The sequence below is a fragment of the Picosynechococcus sp. NKBG042902 genome (assembly GCF_963864045.1).
Taxonomy (GTDB): Bacteria; Cyanobacteriota; Cyanobacteriia; order Cyanobacteriales; family MRBY01; genus MRBY01.
This window is the reverse complement of the sequence record NZ_CAWLTV010000071.1, coordinates 1-23,630: the sequence shown is the minus strand read 5'-3', so window position 1 is coordinate 23,630 and position 23,630 is coordinate 1. Positions and strand designations below refer to the sequence as shown.

The window sequence follows — 23,630 nt, the reverse complement described above, 5'->3', positions numbered from 1 at the left end:
GTGAGGACATTATTTATTCAATCGATCGAGGAGCCAGAGGGCAATGACAATCCCGGTGAAATGGGAGGCGATCGTGTGGGTATTCGCCAGGATGATAAATAGATCTTTCGGTTGAATGAGCTGGGATGTATTGGAAAAGACGGCCCCCTGGGGAATGGTCAAAGATTTCCCGAGGACGAGCCCCACAAAGGCTTCGGCACCAATGATCGCAAACATCATGCCCAGGAGGTTAGCCAAGAGACCAAATTTAATGGTTTGAATGGTGTAGGATTTCTTGGGCCGGAGGGAGCTATCACCCGCGAGCATCAGTCGGGCAATGGTTTTGTAGCGGAAGAAGAAAAAGATACTCACGATGAGGGCAATGAGACCGCCGGCGGCACAGAATAGCCCAAAGCTGCTTCCCTGGCTAAAGCGAATATCTTGGTTGGCGTTGGTGGCATCACTGCCGACTAGGCTCGCACTGGCAAAGAGGAGAATTAGCGCTGCGACAACACCGAGGATAATCTGTACCCAGAAGCCAATATTACCGGCGAGTTTGAGGGTGGCCGAGGCTCTGAGGATGGCGGCGGGGATCGATGCGCCCGCTAAAGCACCGTAGGAATCACGTTTCATAGGAGTTTGTGGTGATGGGGTTATGTCTGCAGGGTCAGAATTTGCTTTTGCTCCATTCTCTTATATCAACTGTTGGGTTGCCAAAAGGGAAAAGGCGATCGCCCCTAACTCTGACCAACACTCCCTTGTCTAGCATTTGATGCCTATCACCAAGATCAATCGTGACCAAGCAGTCGGAAACAAACAATGGGAGTCAAGTGAACTAAGGGTTACAGCATCCTCAGCGAAGGGGGACAAGCTATGATGGTCATCAGGTTTTTCAGAGAGTTTGCGCGTTAATGCACCCGATTCGCCTCACCTTATTTTTCATTGGCCTGAGTATTATTCTGGGGCTGATGTTGTGGTTGGTGAATTCCCTCTATCGTCTCTATCTCCAGGTGTCCTTTACGGCGCCATTTCTGGCAAATCTGCTGATTTTGGTGCTTATTGCTTTAATTGGTTTAATTCTCTGGACGTTTTGGCGCTATTTCAACCTCTTTGGTCGCAAACGCAAACCGCGATCGCCCCGAAAAGTTGTCAATTATCAGCCCCAACTACCCACGGAAAAAACAGAAGTGGCGGCGGCAAATCTACGCACCATTCAACAGCAAGTCAACCAAATCCAAGATAAAGTGGCCCAGAAAGTCCTCCTGAACCGTTCCCAGGAAATTCAGGCGAATTTTGAGCGACAAGAGCTCCAGGTGGCTGTTTTTGGTACGGGATCGGCGGGGAAAACATCTTTGGTGAATGCGCTGATTGGGCAAATGGTGGGCAACGTCGAAGCGACCATGGGCACTACCCAGACCGGCCAGACCTATCGCCTAAAACTAAAAGGGGTGAATCGGCAGATTTTGATCACGGATACGCCGGGGATTTTAGAAGCGGGGGAAGCGGGCATTCAACGCGATCGCCTGGCGCGGGAGTTGGCAACCAATGCGGATCTGCTGATTTTCGTGGTGGATAACGATCTGCGGCAATCGGAATATGATCCCCTCTGTGAGCTGGCTGAAATTGGCAAGCGATCGCTGTTGGTGTTTAACAAAATCGATGTTTACGCAGATGCTGATCAACAATTGATTGGCGATCGCCTCAAGGAAAAAGTACAACACTTGATCACTCCCCAGGACGTGGTTTTAGTCTGTGCCAATCCCCAACCCGTAGAACTAGAGGATGGCGAAATTTTTACCCCAGAGCCGGACGTGATGCCCTTAGTAAAACGTTTAGCGGTGGTGCTGCGGGCCGAAGGGGATGATTTGTTAGCAGATAATCTCCTCCTACAATCCCAACGCCTGGGGGAAGAAGCCCGCAAAATCATTGAACACCAACGGAAAAAACAGGCCGAACAGGTGATTGAACGCTACCAGTGGATTGGCGCTGGAGTAATTGCTGTGACGCCCTTACCTGTGGTGGATATGTTGGCAACGGCAGCGGTGAATGCCCAGATGGTGATGGAAATTGGTCGGGTGTATGGCTGCGAAATCGATGGCGATCGCGGTAAAGAATTAGCCGTCTCCCTCGGGAAAACCCTGGTCAGTTTAGGGGTTGTTAAAGGGGCGGTGGAAATTCTTGCAAAAATTCTCCAAACGAACATTGCCACTTACCTCGTGGGCAAAGCAATCCAGGGGGTGACAGCCGCCTACCTCACGCGCATCGCGGGCAAAAGTTTCATTGAATATTTCCGTCATGACCAGGATTGGGGCGATGGTGGGATCACGGAAGTAGTGCAGGAACAGTTTAAGCTCAGTAAAAAAGATGAGTTTGTCAAAGATTTTGTCGGCGATGCCATTCTAAAAGTTGTCAATCCCTTTAAGGAAGTGTGGCAAATTGAACTGGAAGAAGATCCAGAGTTGGCGGAGTTGGAATGGACGGCACCCCAACGGCGACGGCGGGATGAATGGTAGATTTTGCACGGAAGCTTGAGGCATGATTATGGCACCACAGCGACAGATTAACTGGCAGAAATTAGCGGAAATTTACGAACTCAAGGAATTTTTTGCGGCGGATTTTGCTGGTTTCCAAGCCGAAATTGAACAGCAATTGCAAGATCTGGATCGTTTCCCTGCGGCAACTCTAGATAAACTAGCAAAACTACGTGCCCTAGAAGTGACCAACGGCATCACCCAATGGGCCTATCGGCGCGGGGCAGAACAAGCGCTCCCCATCGAGCAGACCCGGCAATGTATGAACATGGTGATGGGCTTTATGAAAAATGTGGAATTGTCGTTTCCCAGCATCGGCACCGTTGAATTTAGCGATTGGGAAACCGACTATGTGCGTCGGGTGCGAGGACTCTACATTGATGCGTTTAAAAATAATGTGCCTGGGGCAGAATCGCAGTTCCATGCCATTTCTACGGCGCAGTTTATCGCCTGTGGTCATCACCGTTTAAATGAGGCGATCGCCCTCGTAGAAGCAGACTATGGGGAACTGTTTTCGGCCTATTTCATCGAGCGGATGGAAAAATATATCGGCGCTTACCTGGATAGTTTTAGCGAAAGCCCCTAAGATCCAAGACTGCGCATCCGTGGCATCGGCATTGGGGAGAATTGAGCAGCAATGAAAATTCAGGCAGTAGACTACACAACCTTGGTGGCCCTGGTCACGGAATTGCAGCGGGACTGGGTTCCGGCGCGCCTCGAACAAGTTTATCAATACGACAAACAAACCCTCTGTTTAGCCCTGCGCACCCTCGAAAAACGGGAATGGCTCTGGTTATCTTGGCACCCCCAGGCCGCCAGAATGCATTTAGGCGATCGCCCCCCCAGGGATCCCGATACCTTTACCTTTAGCGACCAACTGCGCCACTTGATTAAAGGTTCAGCCTTGCTGGGAATTGAACTGATTCAACCCTGGGAACGGGTCGTGGATTTTCAGTTTGGTCGCCGCCCTGGAGAAGTCCCCCAATGGCATTTGTACGTCGAAATTATGGGGAAACATAGCAACGTAATCCTCGCCAATGCCGATCAGCAAATTGTCACCACAGCCCAACAAATTAGTGGCGATCGCTCCACCGTCCGCCCCGTCCAAACCGGCCAACCCTACGAATTTCCCCCGGCCCTGACAAAAACAGCACCCAGTCCCACAGAGTCCTTTGAACGCTGGCAAGAAAGAATCGCCCTATTACCCAAATCCCTGAAAAAACAAATCCTCGAAAATTACCGGGGCGTGAGTCCTATTCTCCTAGCAGGGATGATTGGCGCGGCCCAACTAACCCCTGAACAAACGACGGATACCCTCACCGCTAACGATTGGAAAAATCTTTTTCAGCAGTGGCAACGGTGGCTCACTTGCTTAGAACAGCGGCAGTTTTGCCTGACGCTCCAGGGCAACCAATACCAAGTGGTAACCTGGCAGCCGGATGAATCTTGTTTGCCCCTACAGCCAACTCTCAATCACTATTATCAAAGCCGCCTTAATCAACAACAATTCCAACAACTGCACCACCAACTCAACCAGAAAGTTAGTCTCCTGTTGGCAAAATTGCAGCAAAAAGCCCAACTTTTTCGAACGCGCCTGACGGAATCCACCGAAGCGGATCAATACCGTCAATACGGCGATTTACTCATGGCCTATTTGCATGAGTGGCAACCGGGTTTAACCGAAATTGCCCTAACGGATTTTGCCTCAGGCGATCGCGTTAAAATTCCCCTCCAACCGGATAAAAATGCTGTCCAAAATGCCCAGGCTTTTTATAAACAACACCAAAAACTAAAGCGGGCAAATCACATTGTGCAACCGCTTTTAAAGGAAGTAGAAACAGAAATTCATTACCTCGAACACATTGAAGCCAGTTTGGGACAAATCGCGAATTACGAAGATGCCACTGACTTGGAAGCTTTACAGGAAATTCAGGCAGAACTGATCCACGGGGGTTACCTTAAAACTAACCGAGAACCCACTGCTAAACAAGCGGTTTCTAAACCCCACATTTACAGCACCCCAGGAGGATCAGAACTCTGGATCGGGCGCAATAACCAACAAAATGATCATCTAACGTTTCGGGTAGCCAATGATTATGATCTTTGGTTCCATAGCCAAGAAATCCCCGGTAGCCATGTTTTATTACGACTAGAACCTGGTGCAGTTCCCGATGAGGCGGAATTGCAGTGGGCGGCGGATTTTGCGGCCTATTACAGTCGGGCCAGCCAGAGTGATCAGGTACCCATCGTCTACACCAAACCCAAGCACGTCTATAAACCCAAGGGAGCGAAACCAGGGATGTGCATTTATAAACAAGAAACGATTCTCTGGGGTCAACCCCAACGGGCCAAGGCGGCGATCGCCAAATTAACCCAATCCACAGATCAGTCCGAGAAAAAGTAGGGGGTAGGGTTTCGGTTCATTGGGGGGAAAGGTATGAGATCCCTCACTTGATTTTTTAAAGAAAATATGTAGCCACAAAAGACAAATTGCTTGAAAAGCCTTTTTTCAAAAGCTTTTGGCCCGTTTGCATCGCCGAAACCAGAAAACATTAGCAGTCGCCCCCTAGGAGTGCTAAATTTGCTAGTGACGTAAAACTTTATAACGCAAACTCCTATGGCTAAGATTGTCTCTTTCAAGGATGACTCTAGACGCTCCCTCGAAGCAGGGATTAATGCCCTTGCCGATGCGGTAAAAATCACCCTCGGCCCCAAGGGTCGGAATGTACTCCTCGAAAAGCAGTATGGTGCGCCTCAAATTGTGAATGATGGGATCACCGTTGCGAAGGATATTGAACTCAGTGATCCGCTCCAAAATACGGGGGCGCGGTTAATCCGGGAAGTGGCAGCGAAAACCAATGACAGTGCTGGGGATGGCACGACCACTGCCACCGTTATGGCCCAAGCGTTGATCCGCGAAGGTTTGAAAAATGTGACGGCTGGAGCAAATCCCGTGGCTCTGCGCCGGGGTATCGATGCGGCAGTGAAGTTCCTCGTGAAGGAAGTTGCCGCGATCGCCAAGCCCGTTGAAGGAGAGGCGATCGCCCAGGTGGCCGCTGTGTCTGCTGGGAATGACGAAGAAGTAGGCCGGATGATCTCTGAAGCCATGGCCAAAGTTACCAAAGATGGTGTCATCACCGTTGAAGAGTCCAAGTCCCTCGCCACCGAACTGGATGTAGTTGAAGGAATGCAACTGGATCGCGGTTACATCTCCCCCTATTTCGTCACCGATCAGGAACGGCAAATCGTTGAATTTGAAAATCCCTACATTTTGCTCACCGACAAGAAAATTTCGGCGATCGCCGACCTCGTGCCCGCCCTCGAACAGGTAGCCCGTTCCGGTCGTCCCCTGTTAATCATCGCTGAAGATCTGGAAGGGGAAGCCCTGGCGACCCTCGTTGTGAACAAAGCCCGTGGTGTCCTCAATGCCGCTGCAATCAAGGCTCCCAGCTTTGGCGATCGCCGTAAGCAAATGCTCCAGGACATCGCTGTCCTCACCGGCGGTCGGGTCATTTCCGAAGAAGTGGGCCTCAGCCTCGAAGCCATTGACCTTGATATGCTCGGTAACGCCGAAAAAATCACCATCAGCAAGGAAGAAACCACCATTGTTTCCGGTGGCGGTAGCAAAGCTGACATTGACGCCCGCGTTAGCCAAATCCGTAAGCAACTGGCTGAAACCGACTCCGAATATGACATGGAAAAACTCCAGGAGCGGATCGCCAAGCTTGCTGGTGGTGTCGCTGTGATCAAAGTTGGTGCAGCTACCGAAACTGAACTCAAAGACCGCAAACTCCGCATCGAAGATGCCCTCAATGCCACCAAAGCCGCTGTCGATGAAGGGATTGTTCCCGGTGGTGGCACGACCCTAATTCACCTCGCTGAAAAGGTCGCTGAAGTGAAGGCAAGCCTCAGTAGCGACGAAGAGAAGCTCGGTGTCGATATCGTTTCCCGCGCCCTAGAAGCGCCCCTCCGCCAATTGGCTGATAACGCGGGTGCCGAAGGTTCTGTGGTTGTGGAACGGGTTCGTACCAGTGACTTCAACGTTGGCTACAATGCGGCCACTGGCGAATACGTTGATATGATTGCCGCTGGCATCATTGACCCGGCGAAGGTTGTCCGTTCTGTTCTGCAAAATGCAGCCTCCATCGCTGGAATGGTGATCACAACCGAAGCCCTCGTCGTTGAGAAGCCCGAACCCGAAGCGCCAGCCCCTGACATGGGTGGTGGTATGCCCGGTATGGGTGGCATGGGCGGCATGGGAATGCCTGGCATGGGAATGATGTAATTTTTCCTGAACCCTTTTAAAGATTCATTATCTGCATTGGGCACCCTCCGGGGTGCTTTTTTGTTTTCTGGGCGCAAAATCAAATTAGCCCGTCGGGGACTGTTCCTGTAACCAGTGATTGAGAGTTTCTCGGAGGGTTTGGGGATTGAGGGGTTTACTGAGGTAGTCATTCATGCCTGCTGCCAAATACTGCTCTTGGTTGGCTTCTCCCAGGGTGGTGGTGAGCGCAATGATCGGTATCTGCCGGTGGCGATCGCCGCCGCCACCTCGGCGAATATGTTGGCTCGTCTGAAAGCCATTCATCTTGGGCATGAGGCAATCCATCAAAATTAAACGATAGGGTTGATTTTCAGGGGTTGCTTGGAGCATTTGTAGGGCTTCTGTGCCCCCTGGGGCGACATCGACGGAAAAACCAAACTGTTGGCAGAGGCCCCGAATAATAATTTGATTGACGGGGTTATCTTCCACGAGGAGGAGGCGGGCCGAGATTTTTTGGCCCTGTTTGCTTGCACTAGGTTGGGAGCCAGAATCTGGGGGTCTAGCGTTTGGCTGGGCGAAATTTTCACAGAAACGCCGACAAGCCTGCCACAGGGGACGGGATAAAATCGGCTTGACGAGGTGGTGGGTTGCCGTGAGTTGGGGGAAGCTTTGGGGATCGGTGGGACTGTAGGGAAACGTGGTGAGCAGCAGTAACTGGCAGGTTTTTTGGGGGTAAAGCTGTTGGAGATTTTGGGCGAGGGTCAGGGCATCGATCTCCCTCAGGGAATGATCCAAGATCAGGAGGGGCGTTGCGGTGGTGGGGGGCTGGGTTTGCCAAAGGGCGATCGCCTCTTGGCCATTGGCTGCGGCTTGGACAGTGGCGCCCCAGGCTTGGAGCTCATCGCGCAAAATTTCCCGTTGGGTTTGTTGTTCTTCGACGATGAGGATCTCTAGCCCCTGCAAGCTATCGGCGGTCATCCGCGACAGTTGAGAACGCCCCGCCCCATACCCTAGGGTGAAGGTAAAACAGCTCCCCTCCCCTGGGGTACTAACCACTTCAATGGTGCCCCCCATCACTTGACAAAGACGCTGGGTAATCGCCAAACCGAGACCCGTGCCACCATAACGCCGGGTGGTTCCTGCTTCTAACTGGGTAAAAGGCTCGAAAAGATCGTTCAGTTTTTCAGCGGCGATGCCAATGCCAGTATCCGTCACTGAGCAGGTAAAATCGAGGCGATCGCCAACCCGCTCCGTTTGACAGCGAATCATCACCTCCCCTTGGTTGGTAAATTTAATGGCATTGCTTACCAGATTCGTCAGGATTTGTCGTAAACGCCCAGGATCTCCTTGGATAGAACCGTGCCGCAAACCCCGTAAATCAAAAATGAGATTGAGACCTTTCTCCTGGGCCGCAAACGTCATCAACTTGGCAAAATTTTCAAAAAATTGATGGAGATCAAAATCCACCGTTTCTAGTTGCAGCTTACCGGCTTCCATCTTCGAGAAGTCCAAAATATCGTTCAGCAAGATCAGTAAAGATTCGGCGCTAGAAAGGGCGATGCGGGCGTGTTCTTGCTGTTCTGTGGTGAGCTCTTCGCTATAGAGCAGTAAATTGAGCATTCCGATAATGCCATTCATGGGCGTCCGAATTTCGTGGCTCATGGTGGCTAAAAACATACTTTTGGCATGGGCGGCCGCTTCTGCTGCTTCTTTGGCATCAATCAACGCCTGCTCCGCCTGTTTGCGATCGCCAATGTCACTGTGGGTACCAATAATCCGCAGGGGTTCCCCTGACGGTGTCCATTCGATCACCTTGCCCCGGTCTAAAATCCACTTGTAGGAACCATCTTTGCACCGCACCCGATGTTCACTGCGATAGGTTTCTGTCTGGCCATCAAGGTGAGCCTGGATGGCTTGATAAGTCATTGCCAAATCATCTGGGTGGACACGACTTTCCCATTCCATCAGGGTGTCACCAATTTCTGCCTCGCCGTAGCCCAACATCGCTTTCCACTGCCGCGAAAAAAAGACATGATTTGTTTGGGCATTCCAATCCCAGACCCCATCCCCAGAACCCTCTAGGGCAAATTGCCAACGGAGTTCACTTTCCCGGAGAGCCTGTTCTGCCAGGACTCGCTCCGTAATATCGAGGGCAGTCCCAAAAAAACGGATGGTTTTGCCAGAGGCATCTTTTTGACTACTCCCCCTCGCCTCATGGTAGAAAATTTGGCCATTGGTCAGTTGGGCACGGTATTGCACCACATAGCTTTCGCCCGTGCGCATCGCTGTTTCAACGCAGCGTTTGAGGCGTTCCTGGTCATCGGGGTGGATTAAAGCCCAGTGTTCATCGTAGGTGGGCGGCCCCTGGGCCATATTTAAGCCAAACATCCGCAACAATTCCGGTGACCAGGAGAGATGACCAGTGGCTAGATCGACTTCCCAGCTACCAATGTGGGCGAGACGTTGGGCTTCCTGGAGGGAGGCTTCACTGCGTTTGAGGCGTTCTTCAAAGCGTTTGTAGGGAGTCAGATCAATGTGGGAGCCAATGATACGCAGCGGCTGACCTTGTGCATCCCATTCGATGACCTTACCAGAACAAAGCACCCAGACAGTGGAGCCATCTCGGTGACGATAACGGACTTCGTTGCAGAAGGGAATTTCGCCGTGGCTAGCAATGTGCTGTTGCAGGTTGTGGTTAACTTTCTGGAGATCTTCGGGAAAAATCAGTTTTTGCCAGGATTCTGGGCGGTTAGGCAGTTCGTGATCTGCATAGCCAAACATCCGCTTAAAACTGGGGCTGAGATACTCGATATTGTTGATACAATCCCAGTCCCAATAGCCAGCAAAGGCATTTTCAAGAATTTCTTCAAAAAATTTCAGTTCATGGTGACTGTATTCTGGTGCTGCGGCTGGTTCTGGGTCGAGGTGTTGGCGTAATTCGGCGAGGCGATCGCCAGGCAAGATTCCCACTGGTTTCCCTTGCTCATCCACAAGGGTCAGCCAAGCAAGCTGCTGCTCGGCGAAGTATTGACATAATGATTCAATTTGGTCGAGGGCGGCCACGGGATAGGTCGGGGCGGGCCGTTGCATAATCTCTGCGGCGGTGGCCGTTTGGGGATTTTCCCCCTGGGCGATCGCCCGTAAAATGTCCCCAGGAGAAACGGTGCCAAGGAGCTGTTCGTTAGCCATAACCAGCACACCAACAAGCTGAGGATCGGCACAAAGGCGATCGCTCAATGCGATGAGAGATAGATCAGGCGAAACAATAACCGGTTGATGCAGCAAACTGGCGATAATTTCAGGTGTTAAAAACCGAAGCGGACGTGCTGCTGACATGGCACACAGGCGAAACAATAGCGGCGATGGTGAGCCACAAAAACAAACTTTTGTGTGTTAATTCTTTGGGGGCTACCTTTTATAATATCAAGCGATGTTTCTTATGGCTTCGTTTATGAAGGGAAAAGAAACAAATATTTTTTGATTTGAAATTAAAAAAAATAACTTCACAATGTAAAAAAGACGCCCCCAGTTTCTGTGGTAATTGATAATAACTCTCAACTCAGTTACAGTCTAAAAATGTCAACCAGTAGATCTAGATAGCATTAAATTGCTATGAATTTTTTCCATCTTGAAATGCATTAATTATTTTTTAAGTTTCAGTTAGATTATCAGTGCTGAAATTGCGGACTATTGAACAATCAAATAACCGTCACGATACCAAGTTTCAAGCTGTGCGGGGGAAATGCCGCTGGCGATCGCCTCTTTTTGGGTAAACCCTTCAGGATATTCACTGAGCAAAGTTTGCAGTGCGGGAATGGTTTGGTGTTTGGCGAGAAAATCGTGGTAAATGCCCCCTTCCCAGAGGTAACACCACGACGGTAAACGGTAATTGGTTTCCTCCGTGATGGGCGTATAACGATAGGCGAGGGGGTCACGGCATTTCGCGTTTAAAATCGCTTGGGCATAGCCTTCTAATTGACCTTGCACACCGTAATTTTCGTGGAGATAGGCGAGGGTTTTGGGAGAAGTTTTGCGTTTTTCTATAATAATTTGCGCGGCGATCGCTGCCGCTGTTTCTGCATCCCCAAAATGGACTTTATCAATTAAATGATCCGGCAATAATTCCCGATGGGTCGAGACACGGGACACAATCGCTGGTGTGCCACAACCCAAGGATTCATAGGGAGAATTACCAAAGGATTCAACAAAATTACCCAAGCCCAAGGTGACAGAACCCAAACTGTAATATTGCGGCATTAACGACTGGGGAATCCATTCATGAAAAATGAAATTTTGTGTTAAATTGCGGGTTTTAATTTCCGTTTCCATCTCCCGATAAAAAGCTGCCACCTCCGGCGAAATGCCCACCTCTAACCAGCGGGGAACCAACACTTTTAAATTTTTAATGCCGTATTTGTGGACGAGTAAATCCGCGACGGCGATTGTTTGAGGTAAACCCTTGCTGGGTTCAGGGCGGTGGGGATGAATCACAATCGCATCTTTTACCGGATCAACAGGCACAATCGTCAAAATTTCTTGGGGCATAGTGGGTTTAAAAATATCCCAATCAATGCCCGTTGAAACGACTAATAGCCGCTCATTTAATTCCGGCAAAAATCGCCCCATCGTCTCTGCATAAAAACGCCGTGAATATTCTGACACCGCAATCAGGCGATCGCCCTGAAACAAAAATCCCCCAAGGATCGTTTCCGGATAGACGTTATCCCGCAGTGCCACCACCGTCGGAATGTGCTGATAGGCATAGGGAAACAGAAATTCCCCGTCGTGCATATAAAAGCGATCTGCGCCGTCGAGGTGGGCTGCCACATCCTGCATCATGTTCGCAATGTCGTAGGCGGGGATGGCGTAGGGCTGCGGAAACGGCTGATGGAACCGCAAAATTGGTTTGACCAGCACATTGTCGTGCCAACGAAATTCAACGCAACTATCAGCACAACGGGTCGAAAGAATCACCACCTCATGCCCCATTTCCCCCAGATACACCGAGATATTTTTAATTTGTTTCGGTGCGCCCCCCAGCACGCGATCGCCAAACAGGGGATTAATCGAGAACATGACAATTTTCATCGGTGGCAACCCAAACGCGACGGCAAAAAAACATCTCCAATCAAAGTAAACCCAGATCAAGCCTAGTTTAAGATTTGACTAGGAATCGTTTTAGGCAAACTCAATCCGTAAGCGTCCATCCCGAACAACCCCGCCCGCTTTCGTCACGCCGCCATAGGTTTTAATGTGGGTGATCAAAGCTTCCCGCAGCAGCAATTCCGTATCTTTGCTGGGCAAGACATCAAGATTAAACAGGGCAATATCCAGATGCTTTTGGGTAAATTTAGCTTCCCAGTGGCAGGCAGGTTGCCGGATAAAACTATGGGTCACAAAGGTAAAAGTATGCGCCAGTTGATCTTTTAACGGGATGCCCAGCACCACAATATCCATTGCCTGAGCCGCGACGCGATTTTCACCGAGCCGAATCTGGTAACGAATTTGCCCGCTAAATTGCACAAAACCCCGTTCTAGGTGGGCTTCACCGTAGCGATTTGCCCGCCGTGCATTGTCCTGCAACAGATCCCAAAGTTGTGCCCCTGTAATCTGGAAAAACCGTAACGTATCGGCATGGGGCATCACCGCAAACCAATCGCCATAGACCAACGTCGCTGGGGGTAAACCTGCGCACAACACCGCCGCATCGGTCAGGGCAAAATCTACTTCGTAACCGTTTTTTTGTGCCTGTGCCACCATGCCCGCTGTGATGAAATTGGCAAAGGCGGATTCATGGCTGGCAAAATCATTTAAAACGACATCGGTTTCTAAATCGGGGTGATCGGCGACCATACCCAAGGGGTGATTTAGTTTTTGGTGTAGGGAGGTAATGATCGGGGCAATCTGGGTTTGCTCAAAGGTTGGATCGACGGGTAGATCGGCGGTCACAGACAGTTTGGCATTGGTCACCGTGGCGGGCTGCTGCTCATCTCTCAGGGTAATGGTCACTTCCCCTAAAAAACGCCCTAAAGTTCCCGCCTGAACAATGGGAATGCCGTTGACGATATTTTCTTGATTCAGACAGGTTTCATTCAAAATGTGGTGGGTGTGTCCGCCGATAATCAAATCCACTGCACCAGAGGGTAAATGTTCCGCCAGTTGGCGATCGCCGTAATCTTCCACCGTGGCACTGGTCGAATGGAGGTCATAGCCCAAATGACTGAGGATAATCAGCACGTGGCAATAGGGACGCAAAACAGGTAAAAGATTTTTGACAACTTGCACCGGATCGACAAAGGTTAAATGGCGCGCATCGGAACCCTTCATTTGCGCCGAGGTGGTTAAGCCGATAATGCCGACCCGTACCCCCTTCACATCCAGTAATGCCGCCGGATAAACGACCTTTTTTAGCTGGGCTGGCGGTAACAGATTCGCCGACAACACCGGAAAATCCCCCGACCGTTGAATCATTTTGGCGAGGGCATGGGTTCCTAAATCGAGATCGTGATTCCCCAAAGCGGCGGCATCAACCCCCAAGGTTTGATACAGATCGTAGGCATGGTTGCATTCAGAAACCAGCGCATCAAAGGGGGTTCCCACCATGTCATCCCCCGCCGAAAGGAGTAACACCCCAGCTTGGGGATTGTTGGCATACTTGCGTTGTTGCTGGTGGTAACGGGAGACAAGCCGCGAAAAAACGGGAATATTTCCCTCTGGGGCAAGGTGGGCGATCCGTCCATGCAGGTCATTAAAATGTAAAATTTTTAGCCGGAAGGGGGTCACCACGGGCAGGTCAGCGGCACGGGGAATTTGGTAGCGACTGGAAATATTCGGATCAACGTCAATCGCGGTAATGGGCTGGATGGCATCGCCAATAAACAAAAACCGCGATCGCCCCTGATTTTTCGCCAGATAGGGAGCGGCGACCAAACGTAGCGGATTGGGGATAAACGCAGATTCTGATCGGGCAGAAGGCTTTGGGACTGGAAGGTTTGGCTGGCTGTTCACAGGACTTCCCAAAAGGATGACGGCACAGGGAGAGGCGATCTGGCTACATTTAGGTTCTATGGAAAGCGTGGCACAGTTGTTTAATCGGCGCGTTAAGGTTCCGTTAGTGGGCTGTAAAGTTCTGCCAAAGTGACCGAAAAAAAGACATGGCCGCAACCATGTCTAGAGTAATTACGTTTTTAAGGGCATTTAGTCGTTTTTCATCGAATCAAGCCAATGTCTGACCTGTTCTGCGGCGATATCTTTACCACCCAGACCAAAGGCAATGGCGATCGCCACAGCAATCCCACCGACCAGCAGTCCAAAGGCCAAATTCACGATATTTGTCGCAATGCCCATTTGTTCCAGCGCCATCGCGCCCACGAGGACGAGAATGATAATCCGCGCCGCTTGACCGAGGATCTTCGACTGCCTAGAGCCAGAGGCAGCCAGGGCTTTGTAGGAAATGTTGGAGAAATACAAACCCAACGCAAAGATCAAAAGGGCGACTAACACCTGTCCGGCGATCGCCAAAATGACCCCCACAACGCTGGTGAGAGCTTCAATTTGCAGCACATCAACGGCAGTCAGCGCCGCCACCAACATAATGACCACCAGGGAAATCGTCCCCATCACCTGGGAAGGGGTTTTACCCGGTTTCGCGGTTTCGCCCTCGCCTTCCCTCGGAGCAGCACTAACCATCCCGTCTAGGCCGAGCCAAGTTAAGACATTATCAAAGCCAAAACCCGTCAGCACATTGCTCACAAACTCAGACACATATTCACCCACCACATAGGCAAAGGTGAGAATGATCGCAGCGGCGAGAATCTTGGGCAAGAGCATCAACACTTGATCCAACATGGCGATCGCCGGGAGCGAAATCGCCTCAATCTGGGCCACCTCTAGGGCAGAAATCGCCACAGGGATCAAGATCAAAATATAAGCAATGGTACCGAGCACCCAAGACAAAGACTGTCGCCCAGCACTACTAGACAGACCAAATTTTTCACCAATTTGATCTACGCCCGTTGCCTTCAGGAGGTTGGTCACCAAACGGCGCACCACCTGGGCAATGAACCAACCCACAACCCCAATCAGGGCCGCCGCAAAGAGATCCGGCAGGATTAGCAATACTTCATCCACCACATCCCGTAGGGGCGCGAGGGTGTTTTCTAGGCCCAGGGTTTCGAGGATCGGCGTAAGGAAAAAGAAGAAAATAAACCAATACAGCGCATTGCCGATGGTTTCACTAATATTCGTGGTCTGGGATTGCGGTGCCGTTTCTGCTTCTGTCGCCTCGGTCTCAGCGTCGGTGTCCGCCGGATTAAGGCGCTCATCTAGGCGAAAGGTATTTAGGCCTTTGACCACAATTAATTTGGCAATGGTGGCCACCAACCAAGCAACCCCTAACCACAAACCCGCCGCAAACAGTTGGGGCAAGAAGTTTGTGACTTGACTAAGCAGTTCATTTAGTGGTGTGTAAACCCCGTCAAGCTGGAGGGTTTCTAAAACAGCCACCACCGTAAAGAGAATGACGAACCAGTAGACGATATTCGCCGCCCAAATTTCAATGGGCAGATCACTTTTGCCGTCGTGACCGGTGATCCAAGCGGCAATTTTATTATCGACATCGGTTTTATTCAGCAACCCTTTGACGATGGCTTTCACCACCAGGGCAACGATCCAACCGATGATTAAGATGGCGATCGCCTTAATGATATTGGCGACATCTTCCCCGACGAGGGTTTGGAGAGACTCCGGTAATTGGAGTGCTAAAACAGCATAGGGGTCACCCACAGGAGGCCCCAAGGTATTGATTAAAGGTGACATTGTTTCAGAATTAAAATTAAATAACTACATCGCTAATCACGGCCATAATGGGCGTTTTTGCGCTAATTTACGGCAAGACGTTGCCTCTTCCACCCTACAAAGATCCTCCGGATTTTTCACCCGCAAAAAGGATAAATTCGCTATATTTCTTTTCATAACTTTGGGAAAATCCACCTTTAGATAGAATTTTGATGGAAATTTTTGAGCAATCAATTCAAGTGCGGGCCAGTGCCACCTGTGTTGAGCAGTGTTTTACGGATCTAGAAACCATGCACCGCTGGTTAAATCCCCTGCTGCGGTGTGAACCCCTCGGCGATCGCTGGAGCACAGCCCTCGAAAGTCAAAGTCGCTTTTGGTTAAAAATTCCCTTGGTTAACCTGGTGTTGAATAATCGCGTTGTGGAACGGGAACCGGGGTTAATTGTCTGGCAATTCACGGGCTTTTTCCGGGGGCGAGACCGTTGGGAATGTATCCCCAATGCCACAGGAACCCAGTTGGTAAACCGCTTTCAGTTTGAAATTCCCAATCCTTTGGTGCGTTGGGGCTTTAAAACCTTTGCCGCCCGCTGGACAAAGAAAGATATGCAGGCCCAACTGCGACGGATCAAGGCGATCGCCGAAGCCACCCAACCGTGATCTCCCAAACCGTTTAAGATAAATAACAGGAAAAATAACCCGTAAACCTGCATGTATAGTCTGGATTTGACCCTCAAATATAGCCCGATCCCCGTTTCTGTCCAACGTAAAGAAGCCGATACTGCCCAAGCACTCTATCAATCTGTCCTTGAGGCGATGAAAGGCGACCACGCCACCCTCCTCGAACTCACCTGCGAAAAGGATGAGGATAAAAAAATCGCCCTCCTCAGTGATCAAATTAGTGCCGTTGTCCTCAACAAGAAAAGTGGTGCAGCTGCTGGCGGACGGGTACCAGGCTTTTTTGCGACCCAAGCGGCAGAATAACAAAGGTCTCTGGCCTCAACCCACGGGGGGCGATCGCTGCCCTCTTTTTTGTTACGTTTACTGTGTCGTTGTGATTATGGCCCCCAGTGACCACTCCCAAAGCCATGTCTAGTTCTGCCATTGCCGTCGAAAACCTAAATTTCAGTTGGCAACCGGACAAAAAAATCCTCAGTCACTGCAATTTAGCCGTCCCCCAGGGAGAATTTTGGATGCTCTTGGGCACCAATGGCAGTGGCAAATCGACTCTGTTACGGATTCTGGCGGGACTCCTAACGGCCGATTCGGGTACCGTTGAATTGATCCAACCCGTTGGCTTTGTCTTTCAAAACCCAGATCATCAGTTGGTTATGCCTACCGTGGGCGCAGATGTCGCCTTTGGCCTGGTTTCTGAACGCTTACCAACCCCCAGCATCCAACAGCGGGTGGCCGAAGCCTTGGGAGCAGTGGGTTTAGGTAATTTGGCTCGTCGGCCGATCTATGCCCTCAGTGGTGGCCAAAAACAACGGGTCGCCATTGCCGGGGCGATCGCCAGACATTGTGAAGTGCTGCTCCTCGATGAACCCACGGCCCTCTTGGATGGTGATACCCAACTCGATCTCGTCAAACAAGTGCAACATTTAGTTAAAAGTCGGGGGATGACGGCCCTCTGGGTGACCCATCGCCTCGATGAATTAGACTTTTGTGATGGGGCCTTCCTCTTGGAAAATGGCCGAGTCGTTGACCAAGGCGATCCCCAAACCCTCAAACATCGTTTACAAACCACCACCGTCTAGCTTTCTATGCACCTCCGCCTCCTCAAGCTCCACCCCAACGCGATTATTCCTAAATATCAACATGATGGGGATTCTGGTGTTGACCTCCATGCCATTGAACCCGTGGCGATCGCCCCCCACAAAACAGCCTTGATTAAAACGGGCCTCGCGGCGGAAATTCCCATTGGCACCGAACTTCAAATTCGCCCCCGCAGCGGTTTGGCCCTCAAACAAAGTGTCACCGTTCTCAACAGTCCTGGCACCATCGACGCCAACTATCGCGGTGAAATCGGCGTGATCTTAATCAACCATAGCGATACAGTCTTTGAGGTCAAAGCCGGGATGCGCATTGCCCAAATGGTGATGGTTCCCGTGATGCATTTAGATATTACGGTGGTTGACAAAGTCAGCGACACAAGCCGAGGTACGGGCGGGTTCGGCTCTACGGGCACTTAAATCCAAAGTGCCTTACGCTAAATTGGAAGAAAGGTAACTACGGTAGGCAATATTTGCAGCTATGGACTTTTCTTTTTTTTGGGGCTTAGGGTTAGGGGGAATTGGCCTGTTTTTTACGATGCGCACCGTCCAAAAGCAGGAAATTTTAAAGCTCAAAAAAAACTTTGCCACCCAACAGGAAGCCTACGAATCCCAGCTCCAGCTCCAGGCGGAAAATTACAGTTTAGAAATGGCGAATCAGGCCCAGGATTTTCAACAGGCGATCGCCGACCTCGAACAACGCATTGCCAGCCAAACTCAAATTAAAGAACGCCTTGAACAAAAGCTACAGCGGGAAAAAGAATTAAGCCTCGCTAGCCAAAAAAAACTCCGCGAAAACAACCGCGACATTGACGAAATTCTTGAATCTTTAGAACAATCACAACAGGATGTCCTGCACCACAAAGAAGCAGAAATCAGCCAACTGAAAGCCCAATTACAAGAATATGCAGTTAACTTAGAACAGCAAAGAGTTGATTTATTTAATCTCCAACAGCAGTCAGCTTCCCAGCAAAAGACCCAAGGCGATCGCCTCAACGCAGAACAAATACAAACCCTTGTGGGTACTCTATTACCAGAAATTACCCTTCTGCGGGACTCCCTGAATGTATTGGTAGACCAGCCCGAAAACCTCGCCGCCCTCATCAAAGCCCTGAAAGATATTCTCGAAGGCCAAGCCTACGCCGCCAAAAAAGTCCGCGCCACCGATAACAAATGGACAGAATGCCGGGTGCCCCATATCAACTTGATGCGCCTGTATTATCAAAAATGTAAAAAAACATCAGGCTATCAAGTATTAATTTCACCCAAGAAAAATCAAAAAAGCCAAGATCAAGATTACGAATGGCTAAAAAATCAAAGTAGTTGTTAATGATTGACCAAAAATATATTTTTTCAACTGCGATTGCGATACCAACAATCCGAAATTTTCCCAAAAAAAAGCAAGCAAAAACCCCCACCATCTCTGGTAGGGGCTCTCGCCAATCATTACTTATTCAGTTTTACTGTCAAAGCAATCATCTTTTCTCAACTAAGCCCGAAGACTCAAACAGTTATTAACCGTTGATTGCAGGTGCTTGCAGAGCCACAGGTGCTTGCTCGCCAGCTGCTAAGTCTAAGGGGAAGTTGTGAGCGTTACGCTCGTGCATTACTTCAAAACCGAGGTTCGCACGGTTCAGAATGTCCGCCCAGGTGTTGATTACACGACCTTGAGAGTCAAGGATGGACTGGTTGAAGTTGAAACCGTTCAGGTTGAATGCCATGGTAGATACACCAAGAGCAGTGAACCAGATACCGACTACAGGCCATGCACCCAAGAAGAAGTGCAAGGAACGGCTGTTGTTGAAAGATGCATATTGGAAGATCAAACGACCGAAGTAGCCGTGGGCTGCAACGATGTTGTAAGTTTCTTCCTCTTGACCGAACTTGTAACCGTAGTTCTGAGATTCGGTTTCAGTGGTCTCACGTACCAAAGAAGAGGTTACGAGAGAACCGTGCATTGCGGAGAACAAAGAACCACCGAATACACCAGCCACACCAAGCATATGGAAGGGGTGCATCAGGATGTTGTGCTCTGCCTGGAATACGATCATGAAGTTGAACGTACCAGAGATACCCAAAGGCATACCATCAGAGAAGGAACCTTGACCGATGGGGTAGATGAGGAATACTGCAGTTGCTGCTGCTACGGGAGCAGAGAACGCAACACAGATCCAGGGACGCATACCAAGGCGGTAAGAAAGTTCCCACTCACGGCCCATGTAGCAGAAAACACCAATGAGGAAGTGGAAAATTACCAACTGGTAAGGGCCACCGTTGTACAACCACTCATCTAAGGAAGCAGCTTCCCAGATGGGGTAGAAGTGGAGACCAATTGCGTTGGAAGAAGGTACAACTGCGCCAGAGACGATGTTGTTACCGTAAAGAAGAGAACCTGCGACGGGCTCACGAATACCGTCGATGTCAACGGGGGGAGCTGCGATGAACGCAATGATGAAGCAGGTAGTAGCAGTGAGAAGGGTAGGAATCATCAGGACGCCGAACCAACCGACATAGATGCGGTTCTCGGTGCTGGTGATCCACTGACAGAACTTCTCCCACAAGGAAGCGCTTCCGCGCTGTTGTAGTGTAGTAGTCATATCGTTATGATTGCTATGAAATTATCAAGGTGCGCTCTGGAAAAACCAGAACTGTTTTATATGTATGTGTCCATACTAGCAACAAAATGAAGTTTTGTAAAGGGTTTTGGGGGGATCTTTACATTTGCTTTAGGTTTATGCATTACAATACAATTCGCACGAGCAGCCAAGGAAGTTGCTACAAAGAGTCTAGCTTGGCTTGAAGTTCAGGATTATAAAGGCGTTCGTAGTTCCAATAGTTTGCAAAGACAGTTTCGACGTAGTTTTTCGTTTCATTAAACGGGATCTGCTCGATGAAGGTGTCAGGATCGTTAAGGCCATAGCGTTGGAGCCACTGGGCAACGTTACCAGGGCCAGCATTGTAACTGGCGATCGCCAACATGGAATTATCATCATATTCCTGGTGAGTGTAGCGCAGATACCAGGTACCGAGTTTAATATTGTCCTCTGGTTCATCGAGGGCATAGGCGTTCCCGGTTGTCTGTTGGGCAATCCATTCGGCGGTACTGGGCATCACTTGCATCAGTCCCTTTGCTCCCACGGGGGACTCAATATTTTTCTCAAAGCGAGATTCTTGACGCATTAAAGAAACGACCAGCAGGGGATTAAGGTCATTTTCGGCGGCCCACCGCTGGATCGGTTCAGCATAGGGGAACGGGAAAAGGGCGTGCCAATAGGTTTCGTTTTCCCGGAGTGCTAACCACGCTTGGCGATCGCCGGGTTCGTCCCGTTGGCTGAGATTCCAAATGGTATTAATCCCCTGGAGATAGCGACCTTGGGCCAGTTTTAACAGACCTTGGGTAAAGGCTTCGGGGACAGTGAGTTCTGTTTTACTGGCGAGTTCGAGTTGGAGGGTATTCCAGGCGTCAAAATCCTGGCCGAGGCGATAAAGCTCCTGAAATGTTTCGGAACCCGCCGGGGGCACAGGGCGAGTTTCTGGGATCGTTAATTCCGGTTGGAGACTGCGTACCGACGTGAAATCCCCGACATCCCAGCCGAGTTGTACCGCCGATCGCCAAGCGTAATAGGATTCGGGGTAGTCGCGGAGGACTTGTTGATAGGCTTGTTTTGCTGCTTGGGTTTGGCCAAGCTGTTGTTGCCATTTTCCTGTCCAAAAAATAGATTCAGGGGCAAGGGAATGATCCGGGGTCAAGGAGGCGATCGCCTTGGCCCATTCAATGGCCTGGGTGTAATTTCCTTCTGCGGCGTAGCGTTCGGCCTGTTGCCAGCGGTATTCTGTGGTGGCGGTGCCGTCTTTATAGGTATTGAGGGCTTTTTCGCGGGTTTGGTTGGCGGAACTATTGCTACCGAGCTTTTCTAAAAGGTTGGCTTTGGTAAAGAGAGCTTCGGGGGCTTCCTCTGGAAACTTTTCGACGGCTTGATCTAAATAGGTCAGCGCCGTGGTGTCATTAACTAAACTGGCGAGGCGACGTAAACCAAGGCCTGTTTCTGGGGCGTCGGGGAAAGTCTTGATCAAGGCTTCATAGGCAGGTCGGGCTTGCTCCGGTTGGTCACTGACCTGGAAGCTGCGGGCGAGACGGTATAAATTTTGAGGAGTTTCGGGGGCTTTTTGGTAGGCGGTGGCGGCGGCGGCATATTGCCATTGATCCCAAAAACTATCGGCGATCGCCTGCCAGGTTTCTGGGGATAGCTGATCGGCGAAATTATCAATTAAAGCTTGACGGACTGTGGCAATATCTGGGGCGTCGGCGTCATGTTTGAGGCGTAGTTCCAGAAGATCCCGTTGCTCTGGATTTTCTGCAAGGCGTTGCTGAATCAAGCTTTGGGTGCGGGGATGGGCGGGATATTCAGCGATCGCCTGGTCGGCATATTTCGGGTCGTAGGCACTAAGGCGAAAGAGGGCTTCGGCAGCGGCGGCATCCTCTGGGTAATTTTGCACCACATCAAACCAAATCACCTGGGCCTGTTCGGGATTGTTCGTTAATTCGTAGGCGCGGCCCCGCTTAATCAAAATATGGGGCATCAACACCGGATAATCTTGCTCTAGGTTCTCGAAGGCGGCCAGGGCAGCGGCACCATCCTGTTCAACGAGATAGTCCATCCCTAATAGGTAACGGGCGCGACTGCGGTCAAGGTTATTTTTTTCCCGTTGGCGATCGCCTCAAGTCGTTCCCGCCGTTCCTCTGGTGTTTGTTCTACCAAGGCCAGCACCTTAGAATCGCTTGTTTCAGAGGATTCCACCTGGCCAGCGCTCTGGGACAATAAGGGTATCTGTTGCCGGGCGGCGATCGCCCCCAGACCCAAGATCCCCGTTAAACCAAGGCCAATCCAAAAGGTTGGCGAACTGTATTTGACCCGAACCCGCTTCATGGTGGTGCTGTCGTAAATTCAACGGTTTCGATCATAGGCGATCTCTCAAAAATCCGGTGCTTTCCCCAGGCGATCGCCGCAAAAAAACCTAACTTCCAGGGGAAATTAGGATCAATAAAAAAGATTGCAGTTGAGAATAATAGCGTTACTTTTTCGGCTGGTAGTACAGGTTAGACCCTTGATCCGCGATGTAATGGCAGGCTTTTTGGGATCTAAAGAAACTGCGCCAAATCGGAGCATGACTCACCCGGTAATAATCTCCCAGGAGAGGCTTGATCGCTTCGGTCGCATCCTTGAGATAGTAATGGGGAATCGTATGGAAAATGTGGTGGGCGACGTGGGTGCCGATATTGTGGTGAATTTCGTTAAAAATGCCATAATCCCGGTCAATGGTGGAAAGGGCACCCTTGAGGTAATACCAATCATCACCCCGGTACCAGGGAATATCCGCCTCAGTATGGTGCAGATAAGTGACTAGATCGAGCCAAATCACGAAGATGACGTAGGGCACAAAATAGAATTTCACAAAGGCAAGAAGCCCGAACTGCACTGTAAACCACGCGAGAAAACCGACCATGGCAATAATCGCGGCGGTACTGACGATGATATCGTTGCGCTCAGCAGGCTTAAACAGGGGGCTTTTGGGCGAAAAATGAGAACCAGGCCCCCGACCCGGCGATCGCTTAAACAAATAAACCGGATAAGCAATCAGGGGCGCATAGAAACGGACAAGTTTCTCCGCAAAACCCATCTGGTCGTATTTTGACTCTGGGATTGGGTACCAACTCTCATCGGTATCAATGTTGCCCGTGTTGGAGTGGTGGGTGCGATGGGAAATACGCCAACCATGGAAAGGCACCAAAATCGGCGTGTGGCTCAAATGCCCAATCAAGTTATTGAGCCATTTGGACTTAGAAAAAGATCCGTGGCCGCAATCATGGCCGACCACAAACAAAGCCCAAAACATGGTGCCCTGGGCAAACCAAAAAATGGGATAGAAAAACCAAGAATCTAAATAAGCGGCGATCGCATAGAGGCCAGCGATGATCCCAATATCAAGAAAAAAATAGGCGAGGGAACGGAAGACAGAAGGCTGAAAACAGTAGTCTGGGATGGCTGCTTTCACATCCTTGAGGGTGAAGGGCAGATCTTGCCGTAGAGACTCGCGACTCCCTGGGGAGCGGACTGTACTTTGCATTCAGTTTCAAAAAGAGATTAACAAATGTTTACAATTCTACTGCCTTTTGTCAGGATGCAGGGGAAATCGCCGCAAAATTCCTGAATTTCGTTTAATTTTTCCCATTGTTTGGCCCTGGCGATCGCCACAGAACTTCTTCAAGACTTCTCTGTAGAATAGGAGCTAG

Annotated in this window: 18 protein-coding genes; 9 read left to right on the top strand and 9 right to left on the bottom strand. The window is 50.3% G+C overall.

The features are described from left to right. Positions 1 to 9: 9 nt before the first annotated feature. Positions 10 to 612, bottom strand: a complete 603-nt coding sequence (locus AACR41_RS09625; RefSeq protein WP_012305781.1) for a DUF3611 family protein — start codon at positions 610 to 612, stop codon at positions 10 to 12. A 278-nt stretch (positions 613 to 890) separates the two neighbouring features. On the opposite strand from AACR41_RS09625, the gene AACR41_RS09620 reads away from it, so the two are divergent. From AACR41_RS09620 to groL, 4 genes are all read left to right on the top strand, one after another. Next, complete coding sequence (locus AACR41_RS09620) at positions 891 to 2,492, top strand: YcjF family protein (protein WP_030006721.1); 1,602 nt, start codon at positions 891 to 893, stop codon at positions 2,490 to 2,492. Between the two features lie 22 nt (positions 2,493 to 2,514). After that, positions 2,515 to 3,096, top strand: a complete 582-nt coding sequence (locus AACR41_RS09615) for a hypothetical protein (protein WP_084150005.1) — start codon at positions 2,515 to 2,517, stop codon at positions 3,094 to 3,096. 57 nt (positions 3,097 to 3,153) lie between these two features. After that, positions 3,154 to 4,914: an Rqc2 family fibronectin-binding protein gene (locus AACR41_RS09610; RefSeq protein WP_045441813.1), complete on the top strand. Its 1,761-nt coding sequence runs from the start codon at positions 3,154 to 3,156 to the stop codon at positions 4,912 to 4,914. A 213-nt stretch (positions 4,915 to 5,127) separates the two neighbouring features. Next, positions 5,128 to 6,795 carry a chaperonin GroEL gene (gene groL, locus AACR41_RS09605; protein WP_030006718.1) on the top strand — a complete coding sequence of 556 codons (1,668 nt, stop codon included), beginning with the start codon at positions 5,128 to 5,130 and terminating at the stop codon, positions 6,793 to 6,795. An 84-nt stretch (positions 6,796 to 6,879) separates the two neighbouring features. Here the strand turns inward: groL and AACR41_RS09600 are convergent, their stop codons facing one another. The 4 genes from AACR41_RS09600 to AACR41_RS09585 all read right to left on the bottom strand — a co-directional run bounded on the left by AACR41_RS09600 (position 6,880) and on the right by AACR41_RS09585 (position 15,591). Then, positions 6,880 to 10,110 carry a PAS domain-containing protein gene (locus AACR41_RS09600; protein ID WP_152550986.1) on the bottom strand — a complete coding sequence of 1,077 codons (3,231 nt, stop codon included), beginning with the start codon at positions 10,108 to 10,110 and terminating at the stop codon, positions 6,880 to 6,882. 351 nt (positions 10,111 to 10,461) lie between these two features. Continuing rightward, entirely contained in the window at positions 10,462 to 11,862 is a 1,401-nt protein-coding gene (locus tag AACR41_RS09595; RefSeq protein WP_030006716.1) for a glycosyltransferase family 4 protein, read from the bottom strand. Between the two features lie 90 nt (positions 11,863 to 11,952). Then, entirely contained in the window at positions 11,953 to 13,704 is a 1,752-nt protein-coding gene (locus AACR41_RS09590; RefSeq protein WP_339367634.1) for a bifunctional metallophosphatase/5'-nucleotidase, read from the bottom strand. A 267-nt stretch (positions 13,705 to 13,971) separates the two neighbouring features. After that, on the bottom strand, positions 13,972 to 15,591 hold the full coding sequence (locus AACR41_RS09585; protein WP_030006714.1) for a mechanosensitive ion channel: 1,620 nt from the start codon (positions 15,589 to 15,591) through the stop codon (positions 13,972 to 13,974). A 191-nt stretch (positions 15,592 to 15,782) separates the two neighbouring features. On the opposite strand from AACR41_RS09585, the gene AACR41_RS09580 reads away from it, so the two are divergent. From AACR41_RS09580 to AACR41_RS09560, 5 genes are all read left to right on the top strand, one after another. Further along, on the top strand, positions 15,783 to 16,226 hold the full coding sequence (locus tag AACR41_RS09580) for an SRPBCC family protein (RefSeq protein WP_030006713.1): 444 nt from the start codon (positions 15,783 to 15,785) through the stop codon (positions 16,224 to 16,226). Between the two features lie 51 nt (positions 16,227 to 16,277). After that, positions 16,278 to 16,550: a hypothetical protein gene (locus AACR41_RS09575; RefSeq protein WP_030006712.1), complete on the top strand. Its 273-nt coding sequence runs from the start codon at positions 16,278 to 16,280 to the stop codon at positions 16,548 to 16,550. Between the two features lie 104 nt (positions 16,551 to 16,654). Further along, the gene (locus AACR41_RS09570; RefSeq protein ID WP_030006711.1) at positions 16,655 to 17,323 is read left to right on the top strand and encodes an energy-coupling factor ABC transporter ATP-binding protein; all 669 of its coding nucleotides are present in this window, start codon (positions 16,655 to 16,657) and stop codon (positions 17,321 to 17,323) included. 6 nt (positions 17,324 to 17,329) lie between these two features. Further along, positions 17,330 to 17,758 carry a dUTP diphosphatase gene (gene dut, locus AACR41_RS09565; RefSeq protein ID WP_030006710.1) on the top strand — a complete coding sequence of 143 codons (429 nt, stop codon included), beginning with the start codon at positions 17,330 to 17,332 and terminating at the stop codon, positions 17,756 to 17,758. A gap of 61 nt (positions 17,759 to 17,819) precedes the next feature. Further along, positions 17,820 to 18,668 carry a hypothetical protein gene (locus tag AACR41_RS09560; RefSeq protein ID WP_030006709.1) on the top strand — a complete coding sequence of 283 codons (849 nt, stop codon included), beginning with the start codon at positions 17,820 to 17,822 and terminating at the stop codon, positions 18,666 to 18,668. Between the two features lie 184 nt (positions 18,669 to 18,852). Here the strand turns inward: AACR41_RS09560 and psbA are convergent, their stop codons facing one another. The 4 genes from psbA to AACR41_RS09540 all read right to left on the bottom strand — a co-directional run bounded on the left by psbA (position 18,853) and on the right by AACR41_RS09540 (position 23,464). Continuing rightward, the gene (gene psbA, locus AACR41_RS09555) at positions 18,853 to 19,935 is read right to left on the bottom strand and encodes a photosystem II q(b) protein (protein ID WP_012307032.1); all 1,083 of its coding nucleotides are present in this window, start codon (positions 19,933 to 19,935) and stop codon (positions 18,853 to 18,855) included. 178 nt (positions 19,936 to 20,113) lie between these two features. After that, positions 20,114 to 21,997: a lytic transglycosylase domain-containing protein gene (locus AACR41_RS09550; protein WP_052349648.1), complete on the bottom strand. Its 1,884-nt coding sequence runs from the start codon at positions 21,995 to 21,997 to the stop codon at positions 20,114 to 20,116. Between the two features lie 2 nt (positions 21,998 to 21,999). Continuing rightward, on the bottom strand, positions 22,000 to 22,266 hold the full coding sequence (locus tag AACR41_RS09545; RefSeq protein WP_052349646.1) for a hypothetical protein: 267 nt from the start codon (positions 22,264 to 22,266) through the stop codon (positions 22,000 to 22,002). Positions 22,267 to 22,411: 145 nt separating this feature from the next. Then, positions 22,412 to 23,464, bottom strand: coding sequence for a fatty acid desaturase (locus AACR41_RS09540; RefSeq protein ID WP_030006707.1), 1,053 nt, complete (start codon positions 23,462 to 23,464; stop codon positions 22,412 to 22,414). Positions 23,465 to 23,630: the final 166 nt, after the last annotated feature.

What these genes read in the sequence shown, in the direction of transcription:
- AACR41_RS09560 (WP_030006709.1), top strand. Translation starts at nt 17,820, where the DNA reads ATGGACTTTTCTTTTTTTTGGGGCTTAGGGTTAGGGGGAATTGGCCTG.
- psbA (WP_012307032.1), bottom strand. Translation starts at nt 19,935, where the DNA reads ATGACTACTACACTACAACAGCGCGGAAGCGCTTCCTTGTGGGAGAAG.
- AACR41_RS09570 (WP_030006711.1), top strand. Translation starts at nt 16,655, where the DNA reads ATGTCTAGTTCTGCCATTGCCGTCGAAAACCTAAATTTCAGTTGGCAA.
- AACR41_RS09625 (WP_012305781.1), bottom strand. Translation starts at nt 612, where the DNA reads ATGAAACGTGATTCCTACGGTGCTTTAGCGGGCGCATCGATCCCCGCC.
- AACR41_RS09540 (WP_030006707.1), bottom strand. Translation starts at nt 23,464, where the DNA reads ATGCAAAGTACAGTCCGCTCCCCAGGGAGTCGCGAGTCTCTACGGCAA.
- AACR41_RS09550 (WP_052349648.1), bottom strand. Translation starts at nt 21,997, where the DNA reads ATGGACTATCTCGTTGAACAGGATGGTGCCGCTGCCCTGGCCGCCTTC.
- AACR41_RS09600 (WP_152550986.1), bottom strand. Translation starts at nt 10,110, where the DNA reads ATGTCAGCAGCACGTCCGCTTCGGTTTTTAACACCTGAAATTATCGCC.
- AACR41_RS09575 (WP_030006712.1), top strand. Translation starts at nt 16,278, where the DNA reads ATGTATAGTCTGGATTTGACCCTCAAATATAGCCCGATCCCCGTTTCT.
- AACR41_RS09595 (WP_030006716.1), bottom strand. Translation starts at nt 11,862, where the DNA reads ATGAAAATTGTCATGTTCTCGATTAATCCCCTGTTTGGCGATCGCGTG.
- AACR41_RS09545 (WP_052349646.1), bottom strand. Translation starts at nt 22,266, where the DNA reads ATGAAGCGGGTTCGGGTCAAATACAGTTCGCCAACCTTTTGGATTGGC.
- dut (WP_030006710.1), top strand. Translation starts at nt 17,330, where the DNA reads ATGCACCTCCGCCTCCTCAAGCTCCACCCCAACGCGATTATTCCTAAA.
- groL (WP_030006718.1), top strand. Translation starts at nt 5,128, where the DNA reads ATGGCTAAGATTGTCTCTTTCAAGGATGACTCTAGACGCTCCCTCGAA.
- AACR41_RS09615 (WP_084150005.1), top strand. Translation starts at nt 2,515, where the DNA reads ATGATTATGGCACCACAGCGACAGATTAACTGGCAGAAATTAGCGGAA.
- AACR41_RS09580 (WP_030006713.1), top strand. Translation starts at nt 15,783, where the DNA reads ATGGAAATTTTTGAGCAATCAATTCAAGTGCGGGCCAGTGCCACCTGT.
- AACR41_RS09585 (WP_030006714.1), bottom strand. Translation starts at nt 15,591, where the DNA reads ATGTCACCTTTAATCAATACCTTGGGGCCTCCTGTGGGTGACCCCTAT.
- AACR41_RS09620 (WP_030006721.1), top strand. Translation starts at nt 891, where the DNA reads ATGCACCCGATTCGCCTCACCTTATTTTTCATTGGCCTGAGTATTATT.